18 protein-coding genes and 1 pseudogene are annotated in these 22864 nt (G+C 67.6%); 9 read left to right on the top strand and 10 right to left on the bottom strand.

Annotated features, from left to right (window positions below):
• Window positions 1-34: 34 nt before the first annotated feature.
• Both RTG05_RS01790 and RTG05_RS01785 read right to left on the bottom strand, forming a co-directional pair.
• Complete coding sequence (locus RTG05_RS01790; RefSeq protein ID WP_166527201.1) at window positions 35-736, bottom strand: response regulator transcription factor; 702 nt, start codon at window positions 734-736, stop codon at window positions 35-37.
• On the bottom strand, window positions 733-2256 hold the full coding sequence (locus RTG05_RS01785; protein WP_166527200.1) for a sensor histidine kinase: 1524 nt from the start codon (window positions 2254-2256) through the stop codon (window positions 733-735). Before RTG05_RS01785 ends, RTG05_RS01790 begins: the two co-directional genes overlap by 4 nt.
• Window positions 2257-2499: 243 nt before the next feature.
• On the opposite strand from RTG05_RS01785, the gene RTG05_RS01780 reads away from it, so the two are divergent.
• The gene (locus RTG05_RS01780; protein ID WP_166527199.1) at window positions 2500-2643 is read left to right on the top strand and encodes a hypothetical protein; all 144 of its coding nucleotides are present in this window, start codon (window positions 2500-2502) and stop codon (window positions 2641-2643) included.
• Window positions 2644-2670: 27 nt separating this feature from the next.
• Here RTG05_RS01780 and RTG05_RS01775 read toward each other — a convergent pair whose 3' ends face one another.
• Complete coding sequence (locus tag RTG05_RS01775) at window positions 2671-3990, bottom strand: UDP-glucose dehydrogenase family protein (RefSeq protein ID WP_166527198.1); 1320 nt, start codon at window positions 3988-3990, stop codon at window positions 2671-2673.
• A gap of 605 nt (window positions 3991-4595) precedes the next feature.
• On the opposite strand from RTG05_RS01775, the gene RTG05_RS01770 reads away from it, so the two are divergent.
• The 3 genes from RTG05_RS01770 to RTG05_RS01760 all read left to right on the top strand — a co-directional run bounded on the left by RTG05_RS01770 (window position 4596) and on the right by RTG05_RS01760 (window position 6503).
• Window positions 4596-5666, top strand: coding sequence for an LCP family protein (locus tag RTG05_RS01770; protein ID WP_315912231.1), 1071 nt, complete (start codon window positions 4596-4598; stop codon window positions 5664-5666).
• A gap of 238 nt (window positions 5667-5904) precedes the next feature.
• Complete coding sequence (locus tag RTG05_RS01765; protein ID WP_166527197.1) at window positions 5905-6276, top strand: Rv0361 family membrane protein; 372 nt, start codon at window positions 5905-5907, stop codon at window positions 6274-6276.
• Between the two features lie 92 nt (window positions 6277-6368).
• On the top strand, window positions 6369-6503 hold the full coding sequence (locus tag RTG05_RS01760; RefSeq protein ID WP_315912230.1) for a hypothetical protein: 135 nt from the start codon (window positions 6369-6371) through the stop codon (window positions 6501-6503).
• Window positions 6504-6811: 308 nt separating this feature from the next.
• Here RTG05_RS01760 and RTG05_RS01755 read toward each other — a convergent pair whose 3' ends face one another.
• Window positions 6812-8314: a sugar transferase gene (locus tag RTG05_RS01755; RefSeq protein ID WP_166527196.1), complete on the bottom strand. Its 1503-nt coding sequence runs from the start codon at window positions 8312-8314 to the stop codon at window positions 6812-6814.
• 1776 nt (window positions 8315-10090) lie between these two features.
• On the opposite strand from RTG05_RS01755, the gene RTG05_RS01750 reads away from it, so the two are divergent.
• Window positions 10091-10837: a YveK family protein gene (locus RTG05_RS01750; protein WP_166527195.1), complete on the top strand. Its 747-nt coding sequence runs from the start codon at window positions 10091-10093 to the stop codon at window positions 10835-10837.
• Between the two features lie 50 nt (window positions 10838-10887).
• On the top strand, window positions 10888-12183 hold the full coding sequence (locus tag RTG05_RS01745; RefSeq protein WP_166527194.1) for an O-antigen ligase family protein: 1296 nt from the start codon (window positions 10888-10890) through the stop codon (window positions 12181-12183).
• 414 nt (window positions 12184-12597) lie between these two features.
• On the opposite strand, the pseudogene RTG05_RS01740 reads toward RTG05_RS01745, so the two are convergent.
• Window positions 12598-13555: pseudogene (locus tag RTG05_RS01740) on the bottom strand (integrase core domain-containing protein).
• A gap of 315 nt (window positions 13556-13870) precedes the next feature.
• Window positions 13871-15397 carry an oligosaccharide flippase family protein gene (locus RTG05_RS01735; RefSeq protein WP_166527193.1) on the bottom strand — a complete coding sequence of 509 codons (1527 nt, stop codon included), beginning with the start codon at window positions 15395-15397 and terminating at the stop codon, window positions 13871-13873.
• 79 nt (window positions 15398-15476) lie between these two features.
• On the opposite strand from RTG05_RS01735, the gene RTG05_RS01730 reads away from it, so the two are divergent.
• A complete protein-coding gene (locus tag RTG05_RS01730; protein WP_315912229.1) occupies window positions 15477-15953 on the top strand; it encodes an acyltransferase in 477 nt (158 codons plus the stop codon).
• Window positions 15954-16142: 189 nt separating this feature from the next.
• Here RTG05_RS01730 and RTG05_RS01725 read toward each other — a convergent pair whose 3' ends face one another.
• Together RTG05_RS01725 and RTG05_RS01720 are read right to left on the bottom strand one after the other, a co-directional pair.
• Window positions 16143-17078: a glycosyltransferase family 2 protein gene (locus tag RTG05_RS01725; RefSeq protein WP_166527192.1), complete on the bottom strand. Its 936-nt coding sequence runs from the start codon at window positions 17076-17078 to the stop codon at window positions 16143-16145.
• Window positions 17075-17920 carry a glycosyltransferase family 2 protein gene (locus RTG05_RS01720; protein WP_315912228.1) on the bottom strand — a complete coding sequence of 282 codons (846 nt, stop codon included), beginning with the start codon at window positions 17918-17920 and terminating at the stop codon, window positions 17075-17077. Before RTG05_RS01720 ends, RTG05_RS01725 begins: the two co-directional genes overlap by 4 nt.
• Window positions 17921-19297: 1377 nt before the next feature.
• Between RTG05_RS01720 and RTG05_RS01715 the strand changes: the two genes are divergently transcribed.
• Together RTG05_RS01715 and RTG05_RS22285 are read left to right on the top strand one after the other, a co-directional pair.
• Complete coding sequence (locus RTG05_RS01715; protein ID WP_166527190.1) at window positions 19298-20137, top strand: right-handed parallel beta-helix repeat-containing protein; 840 nt, start codon at window positions 19298-19300, stop codon at window positions 20135-20137.
• Window positions 20138-20248: 111 nt separating this feature from the next.
• Window positions 20249-20812, top strand: coding sequence for an acyltransferase (locus RTG05_RS22285; RefSeq protein ID WP_396349619.1), 564 nt, complete (start codon window positions 20249-20251; stop codon window positions 20810-20812).
• A 438-nt stretch (window positions 20813-21250) separates the two neighbouring features.
• Here the strand turns inward: RTG05_RS22285 and RTG05_RS22280 are convergent, their stop codons facing one another.
• Entirely contained in the window at window positions 21251-21511 is a 261-nt protein-coding gene (locus RTG05_RS22280; RefSeq protein WP_396349632.1) for a VanZ family protein, read from the bottom strand.
• 288 nt (window positions 21512-21799) lie between these two features.
• Window positions 21800-22717 (bottom strand): glycosyltransferase, encoded by a 918-nt coding sequence (locus RTG05_RS01710; RefSeq protein ID WP_166527187.1) that lies wholly within the window; start codon window positions 22715-22717, stop codon window positions 21800-21802.
• Window positions 22718-22864: the final 147 nt, after the last annotated feature.

Here is a 22864-nt window from a genome sequence, read left to right as displayed (position 1 = left end):
AGGGACGGATGAGAGGACTCTCACGAAGCGCGGGTCAGCGGCCGGCGGCGGCGCCGTCCTCCGGTGCGCCGGCGCGCAGCCGGTAGCCCAGGCCCCGCACCGTCTCGATGCGGTCGGCGCCGATCTTGCGGCGCAGGTAGCGGACGTAGACCTCCACCACGTTGGAGTCCGGGTCCAGGTCCAGGCCCCACACCGACGACAGCAGCTGCCCCTTGGACAGCACCTGGTCGGGGTGGCGCCAGAAGGTCTGGGCCAGGGCGAACTCGCGGGCGCTGAGGGCGATCTCCCGGCCGTCCAGGGTGACCCGGCGGGTGCCCAGGTCCAGGACGGCGTCGCCCACCTGCAGCACGCTCGGCTCGAGCGGCTGGTCGGGGCGGTCCGGGCGCAGCCGCAGGTGCACCCGGGCGAGCAGCTCCTCGAAGGCGAAGGGCTTGCCGAGGTAGTCGTCGGCGCCGCCGCGCAGGCCCGCGACCCGGTCGGTGACGCTGTCGCGGGCGGTCAGCACGATCACCGGGAGGCCGACCTGGGCCTCGCGCAGCCGCCGCAGCACGGTCAGGCCGTCGACGTCGGGCAGCCCGATGTCGAGGACCATCAGGTCGTACCGGCCGGTGCGGGCCTGGGCGTGGGCCTCGGTGCCGGTGTGCACCACCCGGGTGGCGAAGCCGGAGCTGCGCAGCCCGTGGTCGACGAAGGACGCGATGCGCACCTCGTCCTCGGCGATCAGGATGCAGCTCACCCCGGCCCACCCGGCGGCGACCCGACCGCGGCCGGGCGCGGCAGCAGGATGGCGCCGTCGACCTCGGTGAGGTCCTCGGGGTCCTCGGCCCCGCACCGCCGCAGCAGGGACAGCGGCAGGTGCAGCACGAACAGCGCCCCGCCGCTGGGGGCGGAGCCCACCGTCACCTCCCCGCCGTGGGCGCGGGCGATGGAGCGCACGATGGCCAGGCCCAGGCCGGCGCCCTCGCGGCGGACGCCCCGGTCGGCCCGCACGAAGCGCTCGAAGATCCGCGCGCGGTCCTCCGGCGGGACCCCGGGCCCGGTGTCGGCGACCCACAGCCGGACGGCGTCGGCGTCGACCCGCGAGCCGACGCCGATCCGGTCGCCGTCGGTGGTGTGCTCCACCGCGTTGGAGATCAGCTGCACCAGCGCCTGGGTGAGCCGCTGGCCGTCGGCCTCCACGACGGCGTCGGCCACCGAGTCCACGGCCCACCGCCGCACGCCCAGCGGCCGGGCCTTCTCCAGCACGTCGATGGTGAGGTCGGCGAGGTCCACCGGGGCGGGGATGAGGAAGTCGGGCGTCTCGGTCTTGGCGAGGACGAGCAGGTCGTCGACGATCCGCTGCATCCGCCGCACCTCGTCGAGCAGCAGCGCGCGGGTGTGCGCCTGGCGGGCCGGGTCGTCGTCGGGGACCTCCAGGTGGCCGCGGAGCACCGTCAGCGGGGTGCGCAGCTCGTGACCGGCGTCGTCCAGGAAGCGGCGCTGGGCGGCGAAGGAGTGCTCCAGCCGGTCCAGCATCCGGTTGAAGGTGGCGGCGAGGGCGGCGACGTCGTCGCGGCCGGACACCCGGATGCGCTGGCGCAGGTCGCCGGCGGTGATGGTCTCCGCCGTCCGCCGGACCAGCCGGATGGGCGCCAGCACCCGCCCGGCCACCAGCCAGCTGGCCAGGGCGGCGAGGACCAGCGCGACGCCGGAGACGAGGGCGAAGACCTGCACCGCCCGGTCGAAGGGGGCGTTGATGGCGTCCCGGAAGGCCACGAGGACGAGCTGCGCGGGGCGCGGGTCGCCGTCCACGCGCACCGGGACGACGGCGTAGTGGACCTCGCCGGCGGCACTCCCGGTCGACCCGACGACCGTGCCGTCGGTGACCTCGCGGACGCGGGCGGCGAAGGCGGGGTCCTCGTCCAGCCGGACCGGTGCGCCCAGGTTGCGCTCGTCGAAGCGGCCGTCGACGACGCTGAAGTAGGCCTCGTAGCCGTTGGGCAGCGTGTCGTCGAGGTAGCGGTCGAGCAACCGGTCGACCTGGGTGTAGTCCCCGGCGACGTCGGAGGAGGTGAAGGCGGCGAACTTGGCGACCTCGTGCTCGACCTCCTGCTGGGCGACCCGGTCGGCTCGGACACCGAGGGCCTCCCAGGCGACGAGCACCGAGCCGAGCAGGGCCAGCCCGAGCAGGCCGAGCATCCAGCCCACGATGCGCCCGCGCGCGGAGAAGGGCGGCCGGCCGGGCCGGCCGCCGTCCTGGAGCACCGTCGCGGCCATGGACGTCCCCCTGGTCGTGCGTCCTCGTCGTCTCCCGCCGGTCCGGCGGGGACCCTCCTCCCCCTCTCGACGACTGTGCCACCCGGACGCCGGGCGCGGGGGACGGACAGGGCGCGTCCGGTCCCGGTCCCCTCGTGGGGCAGCCGGGACCGGTGCGACGCCGGGGACGGTCGGGGTGTCGTCCGGCGTCCACGGGTCAGGGTCGGCGCGACGGCTGCCGATGTCGCACGCATGGTGGCGTGGATGGTCGGTGGGCTGGTCCTGTGGCTGGTCGTGGCCTTCGGGCTCGCCGTCCTCCTGGGACGGGGCGTCCACCTCGCCGACGCCCGCGCCGGGCACGTCCTGCCCGCCGAGCGCACCCCCGACCTCGCCGCCGCCCGGCGCTGACCGGCCCGTCCGGCGGGTCGGCCGGGGTCAGCCGGCGCGGCGGCCGAGGGCCCGGTAGGTCCAGCCGGCGGCGGTCCAGGCCTCGCGGTCCAGGGCGTTGCGGCCGTCGAGCACCCGCTTCTGGGACACGACGCGGCCGAAGGCGACCGGGTCCAGGTCGCGGTACTGGCGCCACTCGGTGAGCACCAGCACGGCGTCGGCCCGGTCGGCGGCCTGCTCGGGGGTGTCGGCGTAGTCCAGCTGCGGCCACTGCCGCCGCGAGTTGTCGACCGCGGCGGGGTCGGTCACGCAGACCACGGCGCCCTGCAGCTGCAGCTGGGCGGCCACGTTGAGCGCCGGGGAGTCCCGGATGTCGTCGGAGTCGGGCTTGAACGCCGCCCCCAGCACCGCGATGCGCTTGCCGAGCAGGGAGCCGTCGCACACCTCGCGGGCCAGCTCCACCATGCGGATCCGGCGGCGCATGTTGATGTTGTCCACCTCGCGCAGGAACGTCAGCGCCTGGTCGGCCCCCAGCTCCCCGGCGCGGGCCATGAACGCGCGGATGTCCTTGGGCAGGCACCCGCCGCCGAAGCCCAGCCCGGCGTTGAGGAACTTGCGGCCGATCCGGTCGTCGAAGCCGATCGCGTCGGCCAGCTGCTTGACGTCGGCGCCGGTGGCCTCGCACAGCTCGGCCATGGCGTTGATGAAGGAGATCTTGGTGGCCAGGAAGCTGTTGGCCGCGGTCTTCACCATCTCCGCGGTGGCGTAGTCGGTGACCACCTGCGGGGTGCCGCGGGCGACGATGTCGGCGTACACCTCGTCCAGCACCCGCTGCGCGGTCTCCCCGTCGGGGCCGGCGGGCAGGCCGTAGACCAGCCGGTCGGGGTGCAGGGTGTCGGCGACGGCGAAGCCCTCGCGCAGGAACTCCGGGTTCCACACCAGCAGCGCGCCGGGCACCTTGTCGGCGACCAGCTCGGCCAGGCGGGCCGCCGTCCCGACCGGCACGGTGGACTTGCCGACCACCAGCTCCCCCGGGGACAGCACGCCGAGCAGGGACTCCACCGCGGCCTGCACGTAGCGCAGGTCGGCGGCGTACTCGCCGCGCTTCTGCGGGGTGCCCACGCACACGAAGTGCACCTGGGCGCCGGCCGCGTCCGCGACGTCGGTGGAGAACCGCAGCCGCCCGGTGGCCAGGGTGCGGGCCAGCAGTTCCTCGAAACCGGGCTCGTAGAACGGCGCACGGGCGCGGGCGAGCGTGGCGACCTTGGGCTCGTCGACGTCGATGCCGACGACCTCGTGGCCCAGCTCGGCCATCGACGCCGCGTGCACCGCGCCGAGGTAGCCACAGCCGATGACCGAGATGCGCATGGTGGTGTCCTCCCTCAGCAGGTGCTGGGAGAGTGCAGCACGGAGCGCCGTCTGATGCCCAGCAGGGTCACGTCACGGAGCGGGGCGGACCTGCCCGCAGCGGCAGGCGTAGAGGCTCGACCCGCTGAACGGGTCGTCGCGGGCCCACCGGAACCGGTGCAGGTGCAGGCGGGCCGGGACCCGTCCGTCACCCGAACGGGGCCGAACTGACTCCGGGAGAGTGAACACGGCTCCGCAGTCTGCCCGACAGACTCACCGGGCGACAGGAGCCGGCACCCGCCGCCCGTCTGCGACGGGCCCCCGGTCCCCGGGCTCCAATCGCGTCGCTACCGCGTTGGACTCCGTACAGGAGGTGCCCGCTGGCGAGGAGGCGTGCATGGACTGGGTGTGGACCGCCGTGGCGGTCTGGTGCGTGCTCGCCGTCCCGGCCGCCGTCCTGCTGGGGCGCGCGATCCGGCGTGCCGACCGTGAGGAGCTCCGTTCCCCGGCCGACATCCCCTTCCCGCGCCCGCCCACCGAGCCGCTCACCCCGCCGGGTGAGCGGCGCCTGACGCCGCTGGCGCGGGTCCGTAGCGTCGCGTGCCGGGCGAGGGGACGGGGGCCGCGTGAGCGAGGCGATCAGGACGGCGGAGGGCCCGGGCGCGGGCTCGGATGAGCCGGGACCGTCGCGCCGGCGGGCGCTGCGGCGGGTGCTGGTCGGCCTCGGCGTGCTGGGGCTGGTGCTGGCGCTGGTCGTCGGTGGCGCGCTGTGGTTCCTCACCGACCGCTACGCCGGCAACGTCGACCGGGTCGCGGGCGTGTTCACCGAGCTGGACGACGAGGCCCGGCCCGCGCCGGCGACCCCGGCACAGCAGGCCGCCGAACAACCGGTGACCTTCCTGCTGGTCGGCTCGGACACCCGCGGCACCGCGGAGCAGGGCATCGCCGCCGGTGGCCGCTCCGACGCCATCATGATCGCCCGACTGTCGGGCGACCGGCAGCACGCGCAGCTGATCTCCCTGCCGCGGGACTCCTGGGTCGACGTCCCCGGGTACGGCCGGAACAAGATCAACGCGGCGTATGCCTACGGCGGGCCGCCGCTGCTCATCCGGACCGTGGAGCAGCTCACCGGCGTCCGGATCGACCACTACGTCGCGATCGACTTCGCCGGGCTGATCCAGGTCACCGACGACCTGGGCGGGGTGGACGTCGTCGTCGCCGAGACCACCTCGTGGGGCCCCTACACCTTCCCCGCCGGCGTCAACCACCTCGACGGCGATCGGGCGCGCTGGTACCTCGGGCAGCGCTACGGCCTGCCCGGCGGGGACTTCGACCGGGTGCGCCGCCAGCAGCAGTACCTGCAGTCCGTGTTCACCCAGCTGTTCAGCTCCGACACCTTCACCGACCCGGGCCGCCTGGACGCCGCACTGCTCGCCGTGACCAGCGCCGTGGCCGTGGACGAGCAGCTGGGCAACGCCGAGATGCTGTCGCTGGCCTACTCCCTGCGCGGGCTGCGACCCGAGGCCGTGGACTTCTTCACCGCCCCGACGCTGGGCACCGGCACCGAGGGCGCGGCCAGCGTCGTGTACCTGGACGGCGTCTCCGCCGACCGGATGTGGGCCTACCTGGGCAGTGACTCGCTGTCCCAGCACGCCGAGGAGTTCGGCCGCCAGGCGCTGCCCGCCGTCCCCCGCTGACCCGCCGGGTCGCCTCTGGCCGCCGGTCGCCCGCCTGGGTGAACCCGGCGGACCGGCCGGCTGGCCCGCCGGGTCGGTGGGCAGGGCTGCCGGGTCGCCGCGTCCCGAGGGAGGCCCCGCCATGACCGGTCCCGCACCGTCCCCGCCCGGCCCGGGCCCCTCCTGGGTCGCTGCACCACCACCACCGCCACCGCCGCGCCCGCGCCGCTCCCGCTGGCTGACTGTCGGTCTGCCGATCGTGGGGAGTCTGCTGGTGCTCGGCGGGTGCGGCGCGCTGGCCGTCCGCTTCCTCGACACGGTCGGCAGCGAGGTCGGGCCGGTCCGGGACGCCGCGGAGTCCTACGCGCAGGCGCTCGTCGACGGCCGGTGGGACGACGCGCACGCCGGCCTCTGCGCCGACGTGCGGGGGGAAGTGACCGCCGACGAGCTGGCCGCGCACCACACCGACCCGGACGTGACGGGGTACGACGTCCGCGGCTTCGACGTCCGGTCGTCCGGCGGCAGGACGACCGCAGAGGTCACGGTGACGCTGGAGTACGCCGACGGGTGGCGGGACAACCTCGTCCTGCCGCTGGCCGACGAGCAGGGCACCTGGCGCGTCTGCCCCTGACCTGCTGCCGCCTACGACGCTCTGGCCACAGCCGCCCCGTGTCGTCCTCGGACGTCCACGGTCGGGCCGGGACCGGCCACCACGATCACCGTGTGGAGTTCCTGCTCGGTGCCGTGTGGCTCGCCGTCGACATCTGGGCCGTCGAGCACGGCGCCTTTCTCGTGAGCGCGGCCGCGTGCACGGTTCAACTGCGCGCCGGGCACCTGTGTGATGGCACCGGCCTCTAACGCCGGTCGGGCGGAAACCACCCGCGGCCCGTGTGACTCAGTGCCTGTGAGACTGCGCTCGCTGGAACGATCAGCATCGTGCCCAAGCGGTGTTGGCAGGCTCCGTCATCACCGTGGCCCGCAGGGGGCGGAGCCTTCGTCACCCGGGACTTCCGAGACCTCGCGATCCTGTCTGTAGCGCTTCCTGGAGCATCGCCACTCGCGCTGGCGACACGGGCCAGCTCGTCCCCGCTTGCGCCATCCCGCGGCGCCGTCCACCTGGCGGGGCGCGGGAACGTCTGGATCAGCTCGGTGAAGGTGGGGCCGAGTCAGTACGCGCCCGAGCCCCGACGTACGGCACCCAAGGTCTTCCACAAGATCATGAAGTCGAAAGCCAGCGACCAGTTCTCCACGTAGCGGACGTCGATGCGCACCGAGTCGTCCCAGGAGAGGTCGGAGCGCCCGCTGACCTGCCACAGACCGGTCAGCCCCGGCTTGACCAGGAAGCGGCGGCGCATGTCGTGCCCGTACTGGTCGACCTCGCGCTGCAGCGGCGGGCGCGGGCCGACGAGCGACATCTCACCCCGGACCACGTTGATCAGCTGCGGGAACTCGTCCAGGGAGTAGCGGCGCAGCACCCTGCCGACGCGGGTGACGCGTGGGTCGTCCTTCTTCTTGAAGAGGACGCCGTTGCCGTCGCTCCCGCCGATCAGGCCGTCGACCAAGCGGTCCGCGCCCACGACCATGCTGCGGAACTTGAGCATCCGGAAGGTCCGGCCGTCACGGCCGATCCGTTCCTGACGGAAGAACACCGGCCCGCGGCTGGTGACCTTGATCAGGATCGCGATGCCCACGAGCGCCGGCGCCAGGACGAGGAGGCCCGACAGGGCGCCGGTGAGGTCGAACGCGTGCTTGGCGAGCCGGCGGGACCCGGTCAACTCGGGTCGCTCCACGTGCAGCAGCGGGAGCCCCGACACCGGCCGGATGCTGACCCGGGGCCCGACGACCTCGGTGACGGCGGGGGCCAGGAGGAGTTCGGCCTCCGTGCCCTCCAGCCCCCAGCCGAGCCGCCGCAGAGCGGCTCCGTCCAACTCGGGGCAGGGCAGGACGGCGACGGTGTCCACCTCGTACTGCCGCACGACGGCGGCCACGTCGTCCAGGGCACCGAGGACCGGCAGGCCTTGGAAGGCGTCGGCGGCGGAGTCGTTGCCGGCGGGGAGGCAGCAGCCGATGACCCGGAGCCCGTGGAAGGCCTCCCGGTCGATCTGCTCGTCGAGCGCGGCCACGGCGCCACGGTGGCCGACGAGGAGCGTGGTCTGCAGGTGCCGCCCGGCACTGCGCAGCCGGTGCAGGTACTGGCGCTGCAGGTACCGCTGCCCGAGCGTGAGCACGGTGGCCAGCGGTAGGGCGATCACCACGAACCCTCGGGCGACCTCGAGCTTGAAGGCCCAGGAGACGGTGCCGACCGTCGCGAGCATCATCATGGCTGCGGCGAAGACCCGGCGGAACTCCTCCGGACCGACCCACAGGAAGCGCGGCTCGTAGCTGCGGGCGACGTACATGGCCCCCACCCATGCCACGGGGAGGGCTGCCATCACCCACAGCGAGGTGTTGGTCGCCACGACGTCGGCCGGGGTGAAGCGGAGGACGTAAGCGACCACGGCAGCCAGGGCGGCGACGGCCGCATCCCCGAGGACAGCTCGCCGGACGTAGGCGGCACGCCACGCACGCCGCGCAGCCGTCCCCTCACCGCGGAGCCGGCCAGCAAATCGTGACCATCCGCCGTCAGGGGCAGCAGAGCGACGGAGCTGCTGCTTAGAAGCCAGGGACATGACGGTACTGCACCCCCGCGCGGCCAAGTCCGACGTTGCCGAGCCTGCCAGAGCGAAGGAGCTGACCGCAGGCGTCGATTCGCCGAGGACCATACGGGTCGTTATCGATCTGCAACAGAGCCTTACAGGACACCCTTGCCGAGAGCCGTGCCACACGAGGCAGTGCAAGCCGCGCTGGGCCCACGGTCGCGGCTGGCTCGACGGAACGAGTCAGCGGGCCCGCGGCCTGCTCCGCTCCGGCGGAGCGAGCAGGGACCGTGTGGCATCTGGCAGGCAGCAGGAGTCGGTGACGGGCTCGTGTTCTTAGTCCCCGATGAGCGCGTCGAGACCACCCGGGGCAGAAGGCGTCGCAGTGGAGCCCGCGACGTCGGCGCCCCCTCACGCTCCCTACTCGGCCGATCCAGGCACAGGTGCCCTGGATGGTGCGCCAGTCGAGAGCTGGTGAGTCGGCAGCGGCGGTGTGCTCCGCATGGGCACCGCGGAGCCGGAGGACCACGGCGGGAACTACCGGCCCAAGTGAACGCGACGTCGTCGACCGCCATGCATCGGTGTCGCCGCTGGCTCTGGCGAAGGTGGTGCCGCTAGCCGGCGCGCGTGCGTTTCCGCGGACTTCCTGCTCAGGCTGTCGAATACGACGTGCCGAGGGGCTCACCCGGTAAGGCCGCCGGGCCGGACCGGCTGACACGGTGCCTATGGCACCGACCAGCCCTCGGCGGGAGTCCGAGATGATCGACTACACCTCTGCGCGAAGCGTCGGTGGCGCACGCAGGTCAGAAACTCAGTGACGTATCTCGTTCTCCCTGTGGTGTCCACCGCACAGCCGTATGCGTCGCGGCGGCCTCCGGCGACCCCTCAGGCGGAGATGGACACGGCCTCAGAGACCACCCGCCGGTTGACCAGCGTTGTGCCAGAGGTGCCGACGGAGAACCGGTGCGCGAGTGGCTGCTCGCCCGAGCGGTCCTCACGCCAGGCGGCGACCTCGGCGTCCATCCCTGCGCCGATCGAGCTGCCCTCGCTCCTGGTGATGCCTGCCTCCGGTCAGGGGTGGCGACCTGGTCCTCGACCTCGGGGGTCACGACGCCCGGGAAGTTGGGCTTGTATGACGACCGCATGCAGCGCCACGTGGATCGCCGCCGGCATGACAGCAACACGAATCAGGACGACCCGGCGCGCACCTCGGGGATCATCACCATCAAGTCGCGACAGTGGTCATGGCGTGCGCGGAGGACTCGCAGGACGTCGTCGCGGATCCCGTGACACTGAGGCTGCCCGTGGCGGTGCGCTCACGGGGGTGCCGCGCCGGTCCGCGCAGTCACTTCGGCGATTGTCACTGCCTACGACATCGTGTGCGACGACCAGCGCGACAGGTCGGTGGGGTCGGAACTGCATGGCGACGTGCGCACCTCGGGCAGGTCGCATTGGTCGAGGGTGGCGCGTGGATTCCTCCCGCGAGCCCCTTGGGGGCTTTCGCAACGCCTCACGCGGCGCCTTCGGTGTTCGATCGACCTCACGGCCGCCAAGGTCGAGGACCCGCATCGACCGCAGAGGGGAGCCTTCCGCTGAGCCAACGATCCAAGGAGGTATCCGAGCGGTCGATGACTGCCCGTGACTGACGGCTTGCCCTTCGGGGCTTGAGTAGAGAGCGGTGGGGCAAGCTGTCCCTGACGCCTATCATGCCCCACGGTCGCGCTCGGCAGCCGACCAGCGCGAGGTCGACACGAGTTCAGCGCCACGTCGACCCGTTCAGATCATCGATCGACAGAAGGAAACGGGCCCATGGACCTGCTCGACATCGCGCGCATACTAATGAGACGTTGGTACATCGCACTGCCGCTCTGTATCGCGACAGTCGCCGTCGCCTTGGCTGTCCGTGCTGGTGTCTCTCCTGGCTACACCGTCACCTCGAATGTTCTCGTGCTTCCTCCCAGCGCTACCCGCGTCCAAACCGACAACGGTTTCGAGGTCGTCCCTTCCAATCCGCTGCTCGGCTTCAGTGGGTCGACTCTCACAGCGGCCCAAGCGCTGGCGCTCCTCGGCTCAGCACCCGATTTCCAGGAGAGAGCCACCGAAGGATCGGATGTGGCAGCGTACTCCGTGGTGGCTTCTGAGCGCCAGCCGATCATCACGATCTCAGTCGAGTCTCAGGACCGCCAGGACGCTCTGGACACAGGACAGCGCGTCATCGATGAACTCGACAGCGAATTGGCGCAACAGCAGCCCACCGCTCAGCAGGAACAGCGCCTCGCCCTGTACACACTCACGAGCCCAGCGGTCACCGCAGCAGACAGCGCCCCGCTACGCGCGCTGGTGATCTCGCTGGCGGTCGGGCTGCTCTTGACGCTGGCGGTCTCCGTCCTCGTCGACGGGATCTTGACCAGGTACCGGCGACCAAATCGCCGCGGCACGACGCCGATCAGCCGACCCTCCTCGTCGCCCGGCAGTGGAGACACGACCAACCACACGGTTCACGAGGCCGGGACCACAGTCCGGAACCCCGGACTGACTGAGCCGACGCGGCAGTGACTCGCGGACGCCATGCCGCCAGCCTTCGGGTCACCGGCACAGCGGTCACGATGCTCATGCTCTATGTCGGACTGCTCTTCATACTCCCAGCAAGACTCGTACTACCGGGTATGGGAGGTGCGGGTAGGCCTACTGTCGCATTGGGTCTGGGTCTCCTCCTCTGGTGGCTCCTGACCCGTCTCCATCCTCACTTGGCGACACCGGGGTGGCAGCCCGTCCGACTGGTGCTCTGCCTGCTCACCATCACGATCCTGATCTCCTACGCCGCAGGTCTGGACCGCGGACTGCTGCCACTCGAGGCTCGTAGCGCCGATCGGTACCTCTTGATCTTCGGAGCATGGCTGGGCGTCGCACTGACTGCAGCAGATGGTCTGAGGAGCCGTGTCCACGTAGACCGACTGCTCACCGCACTGATCTGCGCAGGCACCTTCACCGCTCTACTAGGGGCTCTACAGTTCTACAACATAGACCTGACCCCATACCTTCGCTTTCCGGGTCTCGTCTACAACCAGGATCTGGTCGGCGTCGGAGTCAGGGGCGGACCCGACTTCAATCGCGTGTACGGGACACAGCAGCACTACATCGAGTTCGGCGTAGTCCTGGCCATGCTGTTGCCCATCGCGATCTATCGCGCCTTCACGGCGATTACCCGCACAAACGCAACACTGCGCTGGACTCAGGTAGCGATCATAGCCGCCTCTGTCCCCTTTTCCATCTCGCGGGCCGGCGTACTCGGCGTCGCTGTGGGGTCGTTGGTCCTCAGCGCGGCATGGGACTGGCGCCGACGATTGAAGGCCGCACTCATCGCGGGACTTGCACTCGTCGCTTTCCGAGCCGCTGTGCCAGGTGTTCTCGGTACGCTGAAATCCGCCTTCCTCAACGTCGAGGCGGATCCGAGCATCCAAGGTCGTAGAGCCGACTATGCCGCTACGTGGTCATACATAGTTGACCGGCCATGGTTCGGGCGTGGCGTAGGCACCTACGTTCCCGAGATTTATCGACTCCTGGACAACCAGTACCTGGGAGCGCTGCTCGAAACAGGGATCGCCGGAACGCTTGCCATGTCAGTTGCATTCCTCAGCGCCTACTGGCTCGGACGGACCCTGAGAAGAAGGGGTGGCGATCGAGACGACACCCACCTGGGCCAGGCGCTTGCAGCGACTGCATCCGTCGCGATAGTCACGTCCTTCACATTCGACTCGCTTGCCTTCCCCACCTTCGCGGGGGTCTTCTTCCTCTGCCTAGGCGTCGCCGGAGCCATGTGGCGCCTGGTGAGGGATCGAACGCCCTCCGATCCTCACCGGCAGCTCGACCAAGCGTTGAGCGCGTCCGCACCACTGAGATGAGGCATCGCCGGCTCAGGACACTGGGCGCAGCCAACAGGGTGGGAGGCACGCAGCAGCAGGTGCTGGTGGTCGACAACTGGACGATGCTGTGGCTACGGCGACCATTGCCATAGCGGACGACGGCTGCAGACCATGTCATTGGCAACCGCAAGCAGGTGGACGGGTCGACGCTGATCACTGCGCCGGCGGCTGCATGACCGAGCCCGACTGAATGCGCCCGCCCGGTCGATCCCCGCCCGCTGTTCACCGCGTCCCACCGGACGGAGCTACAGGCGAACGCCATGCCCACGGAGCTGCGGACAGCTGCCGCCGACTGTGCCGAACACCCGATCAGCGTCGGCCAAGTGGGCGTCCATCGCTCGCAAGTCATCGGCGCCGTCCGTGTCGCAGAAGCAGCCTCGTTGCACCCCGTCATCAGGTTGGCGCCAGGCGGCTGACCGGTGGGAGTCCGCCGAGTGCGCTGTGGCGGCGGGCAGTGTTGTAGCCCAACTCAGGAGCAAGGGCGGCGGCGCGCTGGCGTTGCTGGTGAAGACTTGCCGGTAGGCCACTCGGTGGCAAGGGTGCGGTTGACCCGTTCGACCTCGCCCTTCTACCGGTGGCAGTGCGGGCGGATGGACTTCCGCCGGGCGCCGAGCGGGGCGCACACACCCTTGATCGAGTGCTTGGAGGCGTTGGCGTGGTCGGTCATCACCGGCTCGATACGGTCGATGCCGTGGGCGGTGAAGTAGTCTGCCGCCCGCGCCAGGACCGCCGCGCAGGTCGTGCCCTTCTCATCGGGCAACACCTCGGAGTCGACCAGCCGGGAGTGGTCATGTACCACCGAGTGCACGGGGGTCGTGACCTGTGGGCACCGACTTGCGCCGAGATCGACGGTGGCCGCTCGGCCGTGCGTGCGCCAGCCGCCGCAGTCGACGATGCGGCGAACTCCTCCACGTTCATGTGGGTCAGCTCGCCGGGCTGATAGCGGTCGTAGCGGACCGCGGTCTGCCGGGAGACGCGGTTCACCTCCCCGGTGTTCGGATCCAGCGTGCACAGCCGGGACTGTCCGCTGCGCGTCAGCACCCGGGAGACCGCGCGGGCCGGCACATCCAGCTGCGCGCCGAGCCAGTCCGGACCGTGGGGCTCCTGCCCAGACCGCTCGACGATGCGGTCCTCGACTTCGACCCCGTCCGGCTCGGGTTGCAGTGCGGCGGCGATGAGCGGTCGGCCAGACCGGCCTCGCCCTACGTGGCACAGCGAACGAGTCAGGTGCGCACGCACTTGCGGACGAAGCCCGTGGCTGCGGCGATGTGCGTCTGGAGCAAGTCGGGGGGTGCCGGTCGACGATCAGCTCGCGGCCATGGACGGTGGTGCGAGCATCACCGTGGGACACGAGAACCTCAGGGCGGATGTGGGCCCTTCGACAAGCCACACCCCACTTGCAGGTTCCCCTGCATTGGAAGCAGCCCCGCCGTCAGCAACGTGCCGGCTTGGTACACCTCGACGTCCATGGTGCGCCCGTCCGGACCACACCCATCCCACCAGGACCACCGGCCGTCGCCACCTCCGGGTCATGCTCGAAAGTGAGCTCAGACCAAGACCTCGACCAGGAACCGCGAGCACCTGGCGGCTCGTGCGACCTCCCACAACAAGAGAGGCTCACTGTTTCCGCATGGTTCAGGGTTTCACGTGAGGCATCCGGCTTCCGCTACTCGACGCGCGAGGAGGACTTCGGTACCGCTTTGACGGCCTCCCTCATACGAGACAGGAGGAAGGTGCGCCAGAAGATGGCATAGCCACCTACGGTTGCTGCACCCCCAGACGCTCCGGCGGCGAGGAGCTCGAGGAGTGGCGTGACCGAATGTTGCGCCGCCCAAGTATGCGCCGTCAATCCCGCGATGATGGCGGCCGATGCGATGAGCCCACCTGGCACAATCGCACCGAGATATGCAAGTGTGCGCACACCGAGCGTCCTACGCAGGACCCAGACGGACAGTGGTGCCGTTAAGGCAGCGACTACGACGAGTCGAGCGGACGCGATCATGGCGAGCTGGATCTCCAGCGCTCGGTCAGCAGCAACGATTCCGACGACGCCGACCAGAGCGACTGTCCCCGCCAAGGAGGCACCGTTGACCCAAGCCAACGACCCAGGTCGACCTTCCGCTTGGACGGCTGGGGCTATCGTCGCGAGACCGGTTTCAACGACGGCTGCAAGACTGAGGAGCAGAAGTGGGTAAGCAGCCGGCTCCCATTCTTCACCAAGGATGCTCGGGAATGAGAAGGCAACACCTGCTAGAACACCGAAGAGCGGCATACCTGCCAATGCGATGACTCGCTGGATCTCGAGGATCCTTGCCTCAGCGGACCCGTGAGCCTCGGTGCGCCGTCGAGCGAAGTCGGGCAGTAATGACATCTGTCCGCTTCGGATCGCGACCTCGGTCACGGTCGCGACGATCCTGCCGGACATCCGGTACATACCGACGACACGGGGCGAGAAGAAGACTCCGGCCAGGACGCTGTCCACCTGACCCGACAAGAACTGAGCAGTACCCGCCAGGCCTGCCCGCCCCGAGTAATGCAGGAGCTGTCTCGATACAGACATCCGCGACCAAGGCCACGGTGATCTAAGTCGTGGCTTCCAGGAACTGCGCACGAGGAGTAGCGCCGTAGACACCACAGCAGTCGAGACCTGCTGCAGCACCAGTGACCAGATTTCCAGACCCATGAAGGCTGCCACGACACCGACCACGCCGCCCACCAACGCAGAGACATTGGTCTTGAACGCGAGGAACTTGAAGTCGGAGACTCTTCGTGCCATTGCGTCGGGCACGAGGTCCAGCGCGAAGAGGGGTAGCAACGCCGTCAATGCTCGGATGGCATCAGGAAGGTCCGGATCGTCGAAGACCTCACCCAAGCCGTCGCTGACCAGCCAGCTGGCCGCCGCCAGCGTCACGGCAATCAACAACGAAAGCCTGAACGCGACCTGGAGCGTCTCGTCATCAACGACTCGCCGCGATATGAGGGCCGGCGTGAGGCCTTGTTGGAACGCCACCTGGAGCGCCAGGACGTAGATCGTGGCTATGGCGATCGTTCCGAACGTTGAAGGTCCGAGTATGGCTGCCAGAACTAGAAGCACCGCAGCGTTAGTGATGACGCGGCCAGCCGTAAGGACGACGGACCAGGCCGCCGCCTCGCGCAGACTGGCGCTTCCGCGAGGCAAACCCGAGTCAGCCATGCCATACTCGTGCAGGCGCGAGTCGGGTCGCTTTGGTCCACTTCGCGTTTAAGATGCCGCGCGAGTAAGGGGTGATGGAGTGAACCGATCGCTGCACCGTTTTGAGGCGATCCGTAAGGCACTCATGCTGGCGCGGTGGCTTCTCCACACGAGATTTTGGGGAATGCACGTCGATCGAACGGCCATCGTCTCCCTCAAGGCCCACTTGGACAAGACGCATCCCACCGGCGTTCATGTTGGCCCGCACAGCTATGTCGCCTTTGGAGCCGTCGTTCTGGCGCATGACAGGACCCGAGGGTTATATCTCGACACGGTGATCGGCAGAAACTGCTTCATCGGGGCACGCAGCATGATTCTCCCTGGAGTGCGCGTAGGAGATAATTGCATAGTAGGCGCAGGTTCGGTAGTGACGAAAGACGTGCCGCCGCGCACGGTTGTCGCAGGCAACCCGGCCAGTGTCCTTCACGAAGGGATCGACGTGATCGAATATGGTCGCTTTCGGCATGCAGACATGGCCACGATAGCGTTGAAGGCCTCTGGAAAGATTATTCCCTGAATGCAGCTGTCACTCGACCACGGCCGCTCGTTGCCCACCGAACCCATCCCTCCTACATGGCCATCTGCGATGACCATGCGTATCTCTCGACAGTTGCGGAGGCTATTCTGGTCTCACGAGCCGTCATCTCGGAAGCGCTGCATGAATGGGCACTTGCGTGAGGCTGACTGCCGCCCAGGTGACCTCACATCACGTGGACGGCCATCCCGCGCGCCACTCATCACGCCGCTTCCAGGCTTGGAGCCAAGCACTGCCAGGCAAGCGGCCTGGCCGATCAGGGAAGAGCCCCATCCTCTGCGCCGCCGCTCGCAATCCAACTCCTGCTACGAGCAGCTCGACGCCTATCGTGGCCTTTGACGTCGGCCACAGCTTTCTCATGAACGTCACCTTCCCGCGGTTGAGGAGCACCAGCTTCTGATCGGGAGAGGATGAGCCGCCTACTTCGTGCTCGACGAGCGCTCCTGCCACGAACATCGGCCTGAAACCGGCGCGCCAAGCCCGCGTACACAGATCAATGTCCTCGGCATACATGAAGTAGCGCGTGTCGAACCCCCCGAGGTGCGCCCAAGCATCCCGCCTCACCATGAGTGCCCCCCCGCTCAGTGCGGGCACCGTGCGTGAGGACCTTCTATCCCATCCTGGAAGACTCTCGGGATCCGTCCAGCGGCGACCGGGGAACATCGTGGACAGCCCCGTCGCGAAACAGGCGAGCGAGCGGATCGTCATCGTCCCCTGAGCGCTGCCCCCGACGGCGTCCCCTCTTGAAGTGACCGTCCGTGCGCCATACAGACCAGCGGCAGGATGCCGCTCAGCTGCCTCGAGAAGTTGCTGAGCAGCTTGCGGGTCCACCGTTGTGTCCGGGTTGAGGAACCACAGGTACCTGCCGCGGCTGATTCGGGCGAGCGAATTGCATGCCGCCGCGAACCCGATGTTGATTGGACTCTCCTGCGTCTGGATCTGTGTATGCGATCTGAGATACGTCGCCGTATCGTCCGTGGACGCATTGTCGTGTACCAGGATCTCGGCATCCAGACCGCGGAGGGCGAGCGACAGAGAGGCGAGACAGCTCGGGAGATGCGGCGCACTGTTGTAAGCCACAATGAGAACTGACAGGTCGGGGGTCATTCCGGCCTCCGCTCCGCTCGCTCCCAGTGCACGGTGGGTAGATCGCGCATCCTGCGAGCGCGCGCCCGTATCAACAATGTCACCAGCAGGTACAGTGGTGCAAAGACCAAGGACGTGGGTTCCTTAGCCAGGCTCAGCACTTGCGCTGAGAGCGGGGGACGGTGCTTCTTAAGTGGCGTCACCCGTGTGGTCGTGTTGCCTAATCTCACGCGCGTGCGGACTCTCACGAGTTCGGCCATATCCTTCGGAGGCCACACCTTGACCGCCGGCTCGGTGAGGAGTCGCTCGCTTCTGTCGAAGTGATCATGCACGAAACGGTCATCACCGATGCAATCAGGGAAATGATCGAAACGGCGGCGACCGGCCTCGTTCACGGCGTAGACGCCAGTTCCTATGGTTTCGCCACGTGCACGTTGAAGCGCCTCCCAGGTCTTGAGGTACAAACGTACGGGTAGAGTGACGCCGCGGAGTTGCAGGGCTCGCCGGGGCGTCGCGATGAGCGCGTGGGGACCAGTGAGGACTGCGATCACACTGCGAACCGCTTCTATCGTGAGCTCGACATCGGCGTCCATGTAAAGCCGAGGAAAGGTCTGCAGGACCTCGTCTCCAGCATTGAGAGCGGCGGGTTTCGAACCTTCGACCAATTCCAGCATCTGGACCCTCGGGGCGTAACCGCGGACTATCTCGACCGTTGCGTCCCGGCATCCATTGGCCACGACAACGACCTCGAGCTCGCCCGTGTGCGCGCCAGCCAGAAGCGAGTCGAGGCAACGCCCGATGACTGCGGCCTCCTCGTGCGCTGGGATCACGATGGAAGCACGTGGTCGACCTGGGGTTGACACGGGCACATCAGACCACGTCAGCGAGTCAGCAGGGCAAGGACGGACACGATGAGTGATCCGTCGTGGTGCTGGCTGGCTGCGGGGGCTCGAGCTCCGGACGACGCGTCACGACTGTTGATCTCTCGCGCGTACCGATGCAGGATCGGACACCGGCGTATCCAGAGACGGCGGTCCACCGCCGCGTCCTCCGACACGGATGCAGGAATGAAGCCAGGGCGACGCCGCGGTGGATGGGGAGGGTTCTCCTGGCGGTGTTGGAGGTTCGAGGCACTGATCGCGGGAGCGTCACCTTCGCGAGTTGTGGCGTAGGAGCTGGAGAGGTCGAGCGATGGATCCGCCGACGCAGAAGATCGCCGGTGCCGACGGTGAGCCGCATTGTTCGAGCCGCTCGACGCGCCAGGACCGTGGTTGACGACGACGCCGGTCGGGCATCGCTCGACATGCCTGACCAGTTCGCCAGGCCAGGGTTCATCGCGACGATCGGTGCCGTGCCGACACTGGTTGCTCGACCTGCGGCTAGACATCGTGCACGGACTCCCTTGGTGGGTCATGGTCGCTTTCGCCACAGTCTGCGCCCCGGAGACACCGACCTCCGGCCTGAGGGGATCTCACCGTCCTCAGTCGGGAGTCCGAGTGGCTGCACCTAGGACCGCGGGCCCTCCCCCGCAGCCCAACCACACCGCTGCTGCACTAGCCGCTGACGCGCCCTTCACCGCACTGGCACCGTAGGGCTCCGACTGCCATCGCCCGATCGTCCGGTCGACGGGCTGGCGCCGGCCGACCTTCCGTTCTCTTCCCTGTCACGGCAGCAACGCTCGGGGCCTGGACCAAGAGGCCGCTCCGAGCGGCCTCAGCCGATAGGTGTCATCAATGCGATCTACCGGCTCTCACGGAACCAGCCCCCGACGACCATCGGGTGGTCTCGACCGTGAAGGACCCACGCCATCTCGGCCGGACCACACTGCCCGACAACAGGACTGAAGGTACTGCCAGCGATCCGCCATGGCGCGGTGCGTCGGTGCCTGCGCGACCGACTGACAGGCTGCCATCCGGTAGCGCCTGGCCGACGACCGTGCGGACGAATCACCGTGGCATGATCCGAACGTGTGGATCGCGAACGCCAGGCGTCGACGGAGGATTCTGCTCTCAATCGTGTCGCTACTGGTCGTCGGCCTTTCGGGCTTGGTTGCTGTCCGAGCGCTGCACTCACCGCCAGACGGCAGCGCGGCCGACCTGCCCGATGCCCAGCCGACTACCGCTCTACCGGACACGTCCTCAGCGCCGAGCGCCTCGAGGTCGTCGCCCCATGGCGATATAACCCCACGACAGTCGACAGCCAGCACGTTGGCACGTAGTGCGCCGCCCCCAATCGTCGACATGCCAGAACCAAGTATCGATGTTGATGACTTCCCGACAGAAGAGTCGACAGGAGTACCAACTGCAACGCAACTCCGGCGGCACGCGGGAGACATTGTCGTTGACGAGGATGGCACACTCATCGAAGCCCTGGACATCGATGGATGCGTCATCATTCGTGCTCACGACGTCACGATCAGGGCAAGTCGCATCAGTTGCGCGGGATCGGAGGCCAGTCCGTTTCCCATACGTATGATGGATGGCTATTCGAATCTCAAGATCGTGGACTCCGAGATCGATGGACTAGGCAAGGCGCCCGTGGCATTGTATGGCAACAACTGGACCGCGGACAGAATCGACGTGCACAATTCGGCGGACGGAGTTCGTCTTGGCGACAACACGACACTTCGCGAGTCGTACGTGCACGATCTAGCCCCTCAGCCTGGCCTGCACAGTGACGCTGTCCAGGTGTTGCATGGCCGCAACGTAACGGTACAAGGTAATACTCTGATGGCATACAACCCCACCTTGGATGACCCACTCAACGGAGCGATACAGACCGGGCAGCTCATGGGACCTCTTGATGACGTCCTCATCGAGGGCAACTACATGGACGGCGGGAGCTACACGGTCCGTGGAGGAGCCGTACCGAGGGATCGTCACCACATCGGCGTGTACGTCTTTCGCGACAACGTCATAGGACCCAACTGCGGTTATGGACCCGTGGATGGCGTCGGAGCACCTGTTCGCTGGGACTCGAGCAATGTGTGGCTGGACACTGCGCAGGTCATCCCGGCCGACGGCCGGTCCGTTGATAGTCGTTGCACCAAGGAGCACCGCAGCCGGGCCCTTGCCGAATAGCTGCAAGCCAGCGCCAACTCACGTCCACCGATCACTTGAAAGTAGACCTGAGATGGCGTGACATTCAGCCGACGATGAGTGCACGCTCACGACGGACGGGCCAGGGGAAACATGAGCCATGACGGGAGTTGCGTTCGGCGCATCGGCTCCGCCACCCGGTTGCACGCGCGCCGCTACATCCGATCACTGTGGCGGGACATCTGGATCAACCGCATAGCTGCTTCCTCACTGATCCCAAATCACTTGAGATTCATACTCCTCCAGCTCATGGGTATACAGGCATCCCCGTGCGTCGTGGCCCCTCGCGTCTGGCTAGGTGGCAGGTCGATCAGCATCGGACGAGGAGCATATGTAAATATGGGTTGCGTCTTTGACAGCAGCGCCCCCATCACCATCGGAGATCGCGTCCACGTCGGCATGCAGGTCATGTTCGTGACCAGCTCCCATGAGATCGCAGGTCCTCTGCAGCGAGCAGGCTCACTGACGTCAGCACCGATAGTGGTTGAAGCAGGTGCATGGATCGGTACTCGCGCTACGCTCATGCCAGGTGTACGCGTGGGCGAGGGGGCCATCGTCGGCGCAGGTGCTCTGGTCGACCGAGATGTTCCACCCAGGTGCCTGGTGGCCGGTGTGCCGGCGCGCGTCCTCAAGCGTCTTGCTGATGGGCGACTCTAGAAGAGCGGCGACAACTGCATCCCACGCCGGCCGAGCTGTAGCCAGCCTTGGCCTAGCTGAACAGTGCAGATCCTGCTCCTGTCCGCATCGCCTGGGAGGGCCACAGCCTCCCCTTCGCAGCACAGCCTGACTGGCGGACAGCTTCCGTCGAAGTTCCGACGGAACGTCGATGCCGTCGATCGCATGGGCTGGCCCCAGGGCGTACTCAGGCGGCTTGGCGGCCCCTCGTATCCGTCCCCTGTCTCACCAGTCCATCAGGCTCTCGGCGAAGAGGTGCGGAGCTCCGCTTCCTACAAGTCGGCCTGAGAGTCCGCCACCACCACGGAGCGTCTTTCAAGTGTGGCACATGGCGCTCATCTGTACATCACCAACAGCGGATCAGGCTGTTCAACGGGCAGTCGCGCTCCCGTCGCGACGGGTGACCCCGTTGCCGCCGGGTCAGCGCGACTGGCGTGACGGGGTATTGACGCACATTCCGAAGATGAACGCTCCGAGGGCTACGCCGGCCGAGTTTAGAGCTACGTCCACAATCGACGGGTGACGGCCTGGTAATAATAGTTGCGCACCTTCGATGACCAACGACACGGCGCAACAAGATATCACGATCCTCAACTGGCGACTGCCTGGAAAAGAAGCGCAGACCAAGAAACCGAAGGGTATGAACAGCACGAGGTTGGCGGGCCGTTTGACGGCTGACATCGCAAGCGTGTCAACACCGAGAGCTTCCTGCAGATTTGCGTGTACCCACCGGAGCAGAGCCCGAGGCAGAGGGCCTAGCGTCAGTGCCGCCATCGTGATTACGTATGAGACCAGTGCTAACCGCGCCGCTTTGTGGTGATCGCTCTTCGACCCTCGGGTGATCATTTCTCAGCGCCACCCATCAGAGATGACATCTTGCTATCGACGAGGTGAGGCACGATCGCTGACGACCGACAGCACCGATTGGACAACACGGATCGAGTACGAGTTGCCTTGTCTGCCGTCATGTCACATCGTTTGTATCCGCCGTCGAACAGCGGACTCGACATCCGCCCAAGTGAGGTCCTCGACCTCTCGATGAAGTGCTAGATCACGCCCATCGAGCTCTCGGGCTATCTGCAGCTGATGGTCATCGACGTGTTCACCGCGATGTGATCGACGAGGCACGAGAACTGGCCGGTGTCCGGCATTCAGGGCTGCTAGTGCGCTACCAATCCCAGCATGCGCGATGATTGCGTCAGACTCGGCCACGGCAGCGTGGAGTTCATGGTGGGGCAAGGTCTTGACACCAAGCACAGGCAGGCCCTTGACATCCGTGTTGCCTACTTGCCACAAGACTTCGAGATCCGGAGGTATTATTGCGACGAGCCGTTCAACCAGGCTGCGGAAGTGATAACCCTCAATGGTCCCAAGGGTGACGACCAGCTTCTTGATCTTCGGTTGATCCTGGGGCCTCGGCACGGCGACGAAGTCGTCGAATACCGACACCGTGTACTCCCAGGGAGGACGCGCCCACGATCTGTACTGTGATGAGAGTTTGACGCCGGGGACTTTCTCGAGCATCCGTCCCGTGGTCGACGGTCCATCACTTCGAGCTGCACTCTCGATGTAGTGGGCTGCCAGGCCCATCAGCCTGGCTATGGGCAAGAAGGAGAGTGCTATTGCCGAGCCGGTGCTTATCACGGTGTCAATGTGGTGCCGACGCATGACGCCGACGGCTCTCGGCGTGTTGCGGACGACTTGACGGAAATCGCGTGGAGCTGTGTAGTCCACGTACTCCACCATCTCGCCAGCAAGCATCGATTCACTCTGTGGCGTCCGAAAGGTTGCCCACACGACGTCTTTCTCGGCGTCGACTAAGCGCGGCCTCAACTGATGGAGTTGCGCGAGATGTCCGCCAGTTGCGGCTACCAGCAGGGTGACCATGGAGCTCCTAGCGCGATGACGGCTCTCTTCGCGGCATCCTAGATGCCTGCAAGCCAGGAGGCTCGGCGACGTCGACGGACTTCAGCGGAGGCGTTCCGGCAGCATTCGACACACGTCTGGCCCTCCCTTCGCTGCGTCAGGATTCGT

It is taken from the genome of Geodermatophilus sp. DSM 44513 (genome assembly GCF_032460525.1).
In the GTDB taxonomy this organism is placed as follows: Bacteria; Actinomycetota; Actinomycetes; order Mycobacteriales; family Geodermatophilaceae; genus Geodermatophilus.
The sequence above is the reverse complement of the archived record's forward strand: the minus strand, read 5'-3'. Positions and strand labels throughout refer to the sequence as shown.

Coding starts and splice junctions, on each gene's coding strand:
- RTG05_RS01775 (WP_166527198.1), bottom strand. CDS start 3,990: ATGCGCATCTCGGTCATCGGCTGTGGCTACCTCGGCGCGGTGCACGCG.
- RTG05_RS01715 (WP_166527190.1), top strand. CDS start 19,298: ATGCCAGAACCAAGTATCGATGTTGATGACTTCCCGACAGAAGAGTCG.
- RTG05_RS01780 (WP_166527199.1), top strand. CDS start 2,500: ATGGTCGGTGGGCTGGTCCTGTGGCTGGTCGTGGCCTTCGGGCTCGCC.
- RTG05_RS01735 (WP_166527193.1), bottom strand. CDS start 15,397: ATGGCTGACTCGGGTTTGCCTCGCGGAAGCGCCAGTCTGCGCGAGGCG.
- RTG05_RS01745 (WP_166527194.1), top strand. CDS start 10,888: ATGCTCATGCTCTATGTCGGACTGCTCTTCATACTCCCAGCAAGACTC.
- RTG05_RS22285 (WP_396349619.1), top strand. CDS start 20,249: ATGAGCCATGACGGGAGTTGCGTTCGGCGCATCGGCTCCGCCACCCGG.
- RTG05_RS01725 (WP_166527192.1), bottom strand. CDS start 17,078: ATGACCCCCGACCTGTCAGTTCTCATTGTGGCTTACAACAGTGCGCCG.
- RTG05_RS01785 (WP_166527200.1), bottom strand. CDS start 2,256: ATGGCCGCGACGGTGCTCCAGGACGGCGGCCGGCCCGGCCGGCCGCCC.
- RTG05_RS22280 (WP_396349632.1), bottom strand. CDS start 21,511: ATGTCAGCCGTCAAACGGCCCGCCAACCTCGTGCTGTTCATACCCTTC.
- RTG05_RS01710 (WP_166527187.1), bottom strand. CDS start 22,717: ATGGTCACCCTGCTGGTAGCCGCAACTGGCGGACATCTCGCGCAACTC.
- RTG05_RS01755 (WP_166527196.1), bottom strand. CDS start 8,314: ATGTCCCTGGCTTCTAAGCAGCAGCTCCGTCGCTCTGCTGCCCCTGAC.
- RTG05_RS01750 (WP_166527195.1), top strand. CDS start 10,091: ATGGACCTGCTCGACATCGCGCGCATACTAATGAGACGTTGGTACATC.